We start from the raw sequence: 5,972 nt of genomic DNA on the forward strand, positions 1-5,972 counted from the left end.
CCGTGAAACCCGCGGCCGCCTGCACCCGAGCCCTGGCGGCCGCGGGTTTCACGGTCTCCGCCGTCCTCACGCTCCTGGCGGCCGGCTGATCCAGGCACTCCGAAAGGGCCGCGCCACTGTGGACCGTGCGCAGATCGAAAACCGTGGTACCGGTTCCGCGCCTCACCCCGATCAAACACCGCCCAAACCATCCCGGCCCAGCTCAGCCGCCAAAAAAGCCACCGGATAATCCACTTCGCGCGCCCGGGTGAACGCGATGTCACCTACACGAGTGACAACAGCCGGGAACGCGAGCGGGCCGGCGCCCGTTGTCCGGGCATGAGGGTGTCGATCACGATCACTCGGCCGCCGCACCACTCCACCGGAGTGGCGGCTGTGGGAAACCGGGCTGTCACCCTCGGCGTCCAGCAGGAGGCAGCGATGCGCCGTCCGTGTGAAAGCACGGCGACCGGGGCGCGTCCGACCAGCGGGTGTTTTGCGGTGCCCACTTCGCGATCACTGCGCGGGGTGACCGGGTCCCATCCCCTGACATCCCCCGGCTCGGGGGCTGTTGTAACGGGCGTGAGGAAGCTAACGTGCTCCGCAATCAGCAATCCCCGCAGGCAGGGAGGTGACGAGCCCATGTCCCTGGCGCCGGAGGTGCGCTGAGTCCGCGCTCGGTCACCGGAACGAGACGTCGTCCACCGTTCCCGAGTTCCTTCTCAGCCCGCGATCCGGGCTTACGTCCCCGCAATACCGGCGCCGTGTGTGAACACAACAGCTCGCAGTCATCTCAGCGAGGGAGGTCGTGTATGGACATCGTCGTTAAGGGCCGCAACGTGGAGGTGCCCGACCACTATCGGGCGCTTGTCAGCGAAAAGCTGGCCCGTCTCGAGCGCTACGACAGGAAAGTCATCCGGTACGACGTGGAACTGTTCCACGAACCCAACCGGCGCCAGGCCAAGAGTTGCCAGCGCGTCGAAATCACCGGAAAGGGGCGGGGCCCGGCCGTACGCGCTGAAGCGTGTGCCGCCGACTTCTACGCGGCGCTCGATTCCGCAGTCACCAAGCTGGAAAACCGGCTGCGGAGGACACACGACCGGAGGCGCGTGCACTACGGCCGCAGCCGTCCGGAATCGGTCGCCGAAGCGACCTCGGTACTGCCGGGTGGTGGATCCCCGGCCGCAGCCAGTCCCGCCGCGCGTACCGCGGTGTTGGACGCACCCGAAGCCGAACCGCAGACGAACGGCTTCGCGAGTGCCGACGAGATCCATCTGCCCCAGCAGCAGAGCTGGGCCGACGACGACCTGGGTCACCAGCCCGGCCGTGTCGTTCGCGAGAAGCAGCACACCGCGGAGCCCATGACGGTGGACCAGGCTCTCTACGAGATGGAGCTGGTCGGCCACGACTTCTACCTCTTCAACGACTCCGACGCGGGCCGGCCCAGCGTGGTCTACCGGCGGAAAGGCTTCGACTACGGCGTGATCCGGCTCGGCTGAGCCGGGCACAAAGGGAGGTCTGCCGGAGGGTCCGCACGTGCTCGCGTGCGGGCCCTCCGCATGTCAGGACGTACGGCGTGTGCACACGAGGGCCACCGTTCCCTACGATGGGGGTGGGAAGGTGGTGCCGAACACGGCCGCCACCGCGGGAGAACCTGCCCGGGACCGGCCTGGGCGTGCTCATATTCAGCTAGTGAGGTCGACCGGATGGTGCTGAACCGCCTGCTCCGCGCGGGTGAGGGCAAGATGGTGAAGCGGCTGCGCAACATCGCCGATCACATCAACACCCTCGAAGACGACGTCAAGGACCTGACCGACGCCGAGCTGCGGGCCAAGACCGAGGAGTTCCGCAAGCGGAACGGCGACGGCGAATCCCTCGACGACCTGCTGCCGGAGGCCTTCGCGGTCGTCCGGGAAGCGGCCAAGCGGGTGCTGGGCCAGCGGCACTTCGACGTCCAGCTGATGGGCGGCGCCGCGCTGCACCTCGGTCAGGTCGCCGAGATGAAGACCGGCGAGGGCAAGACGCTCACCTGCGTCCTCCCCGCCTACCTCAACGCCATCCCCGGCAAGGGCGTCCACGTCGTCACGACGAACGACTACCTCGCCAAGCGCGACTCGGAGTGGATGGGCCGCATCCACCGCTTCCTCGGCCTCGAGGTCGGCGTCATCCTCTCGGAGCAGCAGCCGGACGTGCGGCGCTCCCAGTACAACGCCGACATCACCTACGGCACGAACAACGAGTTCGGCTTCGACTACCTGCGCGACAACATGGCGTGGAGCCTCGACGACTGCGTGCAGCGCGGGCACTACTACGCCGTCGTCGACGAGGTGGACTCGATCCTCATCGACGAGGCCCGGACGCCGCTGATCATCTCCGGCCCGGCCGACCAGTCGTCGCGCTGGTACGTCGAGTTCGCCCGGCTCGCCCCGCTGATGCAGGGCATCGACACCACCACCATGGGGTCGCGCGAGCGCGTCGAGAAGACGAACCTGATCAACTCGAAGTACCACTACGAGGTCGACCAGCGGAAGCGCACCGTCGCCGTCACCGAGAAGGGCGTCCGGTTCGTCGAGGACCAGCTCGGCATCGAGAACCTGTACGAGGCCGCGAACACCCCGCTGGTCGGGTACCTGAACAACGCGCTGAAGGTCCAGGAGCTCTTCCACCGCGACAAGGACTACATCGTCCGCAACGGCGAAGTCATGATCGTCGACGAGTTCACCGGGCGCATCCTGCACGGCCGCCGCTACAACGAGGGCATGCACCAGGCGATCGAGGCCAAGGAAAAGGTCGAGATCAAGGCCGAGAACCAGACCCTCGCCACGATCACGCTGCAGAACTACTTCCGCCTCTACGAGAAGCTGTCCGGCATGACCGGTACGGCCGAGACCGAGGCCGCGGAGTTCCACCAGACCTACAAGCTGGGTGTGGTGCCGATCCCGACGAACCGGCCGATGGTCCGCGTCGACCAGGCCGACCTGATCTACAAGACCGAGCAGGCCAAGTTCGAGGCCGTCGCCGAGGACATCGCCGAGCGGCACGAGAAGGGCCAGCCGGTGCTGGTCGGCACGACGAGCGTCGAGAAGTCCGAGCACCTGTCGAAGCTGCTGGTGAAGCTGAGCGTGCCGCACGAGGTGCTGAACGCGAAGCACCACGACCGCGAGGCGCTGATCGTCGCGCGCGCCGGCCAGAAGGGCGCCGTCACGGTCGCCACGAACATGGCCGGCCGCGGTACCGACATCGTGCTGGGCGGCAACCCCGACCTGATCGCCGACCAGGTGCTGCGTGAGCGCGGCCTGGACCCGGTCGAGCACTCCGAGGAGTACGAGGCCGCGTGGCCCGAGGTCCTCGAGCAGGTCAAGGCGGAGTCGAAGGCCGAGGCCGAAGAGGTCCGCGAGGCCGGCGGGCTCTACGTGCTGGGCACCGAGCGGCACGAGTCGCGCCGCATCGACAACCAGCTCCGCGGTCGTTCCGGCCGTCAGGGTGACCCGGGCGAGTCCCGCTTCTACCTGTCGCTCGGTGACGAGCTCATGCGCCGCTTCAACGCGACCATGGTCGAGCGCGTCATGACGACCATGCGGCTGCCCGACGACGTGCCGATCGAGCACAAGATGGTCTCCAAGGCCATCAAGAGCGCGCAGACCCAGGTCGAGCAGATCAACATGGAGCAGCGCAAGGACGTCCTCAAGTACGACGAGGTCATGAACGAGCAGCGCAAGGTGATCTACGCCGAGCGCCACCGGGTGCTGGCCGGCGAGAACCTGCGCGACCAGATCGAGGGCATGCTCGTCGACGTCGTCAACGCCTATGTGGACGGTGCGACGGCCAACGGCTACGCCGAGGACTGGGACCACGAGAAGCTGTGGACGGCGCTGAAGCAGCTCTACCCGGTCAGCATCGAGTGGGACGACCTCATGGAGGACGGCGACCTCGACGAGAGCAGCCTGCGCGAAGCGCTGGTCGAGGACGCCCGCCGCGCCTATGACAAGCGCGAAGAGGAGATCAACGCGCTCGTCGGCCCGGAGGGCATGCGGACCCTGGAGCACCAGGTGATGCTGACGGTCCTCGACCGCAAGTGGCGCGAGCACCTCTACGAGATGGACTACCTCAAGCAGGGCATCGGCATGCGGGCGCTGGCGCAGCGCGACCCGCTGATCGAGTACCAGCGCGAGGGCTTCGACATGTTCCGCGCGATGCTCGACTCGCTGAAGGAGGAGGCCGTCGGCTTCCTGTTCAACCTGCAGGTCGAGCGGGCCGAAGCTCCGCCGGCCGAGGAAGCCGCGGCGCTGCCGACGGGCGTCCCCACCGGCAACGGCCAGGCGGCCGAAGGGCGCCACGCGCGTCCGGCGCCGCCCCAGCCGCCGACGACCGACACCGAGTCCGTCCCGGCCGCCCTGCGCGGCAAGGGCCTCGGCGCCGGTGGCCAGCAGTCGGGCATGACGCTGTCCGGTCCGGGCGAGGACGGCGAGGTCGAGTCCCACGCCGAGGGCGGGGCGCAGGCCGCGGGCGGTGGCGCCGGCGGTACGCGTCGCGACCGTCGCGCCGCCCAGCGTGACGCCGCCAAGAAGGGCAAGAAGGGCCCGCGTCGCTGACACGGGTGTGATCGATCGGGGCGCGCGGCGAGGTCCGCGCGCCCCGACGTCGTTGATGGGGGATGTTCGGTGACGTCGGCGGATCCACAGGAGTTCTTCGCGCTGTTCGGCGCCGAGCGGCGACCGGACCCGTACCCGCACTACCGGCGCTGGCGCGAGGCCCGGCCGGTGGCGGCCCTCGCGGAGCGGATGTTCGTGATCAGCGGCCTCGCCGAGGCCACGCAGGTGCTGCGCGACCCGGCGTTCGGCCACCCCGAACCCGAGTACCTGGATCCGGCGGACCGCGTCCCGGACCAGCCGGTCGACGAATCGGGACGCGTGGTCCGGGGATTCCTGTCGCTGAACCCGCCGGACCACACGCGCCTGCGGCGGCTGGTGGCGAAGGCGTTCACGCCGCGGATGGTGGAGCAGCTGGCCCCGCGCATCGAGGAGATCGCGGCGGCGCTCATCGACCGCGCGCCGGCCGAATTCGACGTGATGACGGCGTTCGCGAAGCCGTTGCCGGTCGAGGTGATCGCGGAACTCCTCGGCGTGCCCCTGGACGACCGCGAGCGCTTCGCGGAGTGGTCGCACGCGATGGCTCGGGCGCTGGACCCGCCGTTCCTGCAGCACCCGGACACGCTCGAGCCGGCGGTCAAAGCCCGGCAGTCGTTCGTCGCGTACTTCCGCGCCCTGGCGGCCGACCGCCGCCGCGACCCGGGGGAAGACCTGCTTTCGGCGCTGGTGGCGGTCTCGGACGCGGGCGACGTGCTCAGCGAGGGCGAGCTCCTGGTGACGCTCACGCTCCTGCTGATCGCCGGCCACGAGACGACGACGAACCTGATCGGCAACGGAGTTCTGGCGCTGCTGAGCGCCCCGGACGGCTTGAAGCCCCTGGGAGCGGACGGCGAGAACGCGGCGCGCGTGGTGGAGGAGGTGCTGCGCTACGACTCACCGGTCCAGCTGACGGCCCGAACGGCCCTGCGCGACACGACGCTGGCCGAGCTGCCGGTCCCGGAGGGCAGCCAGCTGATAGTCCTGCTGGGAGCGGCCAACCGCGACCCGGCAACGGGCCCCTCCCCGGAGTCTTTCGACCCGGCGCGGGAGTCGAGCCGGCACCTGGCGTTCGGCCAGGGGATCCACTTTTGCCTGGGGGCGCCGTTGGCGAGGTTGGAGGCCCGGATCGCCTTCCGCGAGCTGGCCCGCCGCCGCCCGGAGTTGAGGTTGGCGGGAACCCCGGCCTGGAACCCCACGGCAACCCTGCGCGGCTTGTCGGCCCTCCCGGTGGCGAGCGGCGGTTAGCGCGCCCACCACGCCGACGCTGCGGGAATGCTTCGGCGACTCACGTGTGGCCGCCGAGGGGATGGCGCCGCGCCGACGCTGCGGGGTGCTTGCGCAACTCACGTGTGGCCGCCGAGGGGA

Annotated in this window: 2 protein-coding genes and 1 pseudogene; all 3 read left to right on the forward strand. The window is 69.4% G+C overall.

Annotation, left to right across the window (positions count from 1 at the left end; genetic code table 11):
* Positions 1-791: 791 nt before the first annotated feature.
* The 3 genes and pseudogenes from hpf (at position 792) to CCN39_RS44945 (ending at position 5,852) form a co-directional block, all read left to right on the forward strand.
* The gene (hpf, locus tag CCN39_RS44935) at positions 792-1,478 is read left to right on the forward strand and encodes a ribosome hibernation-promoting factor, HPF/YfiA family (protein ID WP_086852967.1); all 687 of its coding nucleotides are present in this window, start codon (positions 792-794) and stop codon (positions 1,476-1,478) included.
* Between the two features lie 207 nt (positions 1,479-1,685).
* Positions 1,686-4,256 (forward strand): annotated as a pseudogene (gene secA, locus CCN39_RS44940) (preprotein translocase subunit SecA); the annotation flags it as partial.
* 384 nt (positions 4,257-4,640) lie between these two features.
* Positions 4,641-5,852: a cytochrome P450 gene (locus CCN39_RS44945; protein WP_086852971.1), complete on the forward strand. Its 1,212-nt coding sequence runs from the start codon at positions 4,641-4,643 to the stop codon at positions 5,850-5,852.
* The last annotated feature ends 120 nt before the right edge of the window (positions 5,853-5,972 follow it).

Origin of the sequence: Amycolatopsis kentuckyensis (assembly GCF_002155975.1) — a bacterium.
GTDB classification, from domain to species: Bacteria; Actinomycetota; Actinomycetes; order Mycobacteriales; family Pseudonocardiaceae; genus Amycolatopsis; species Amycolatopsis kentuckyensis.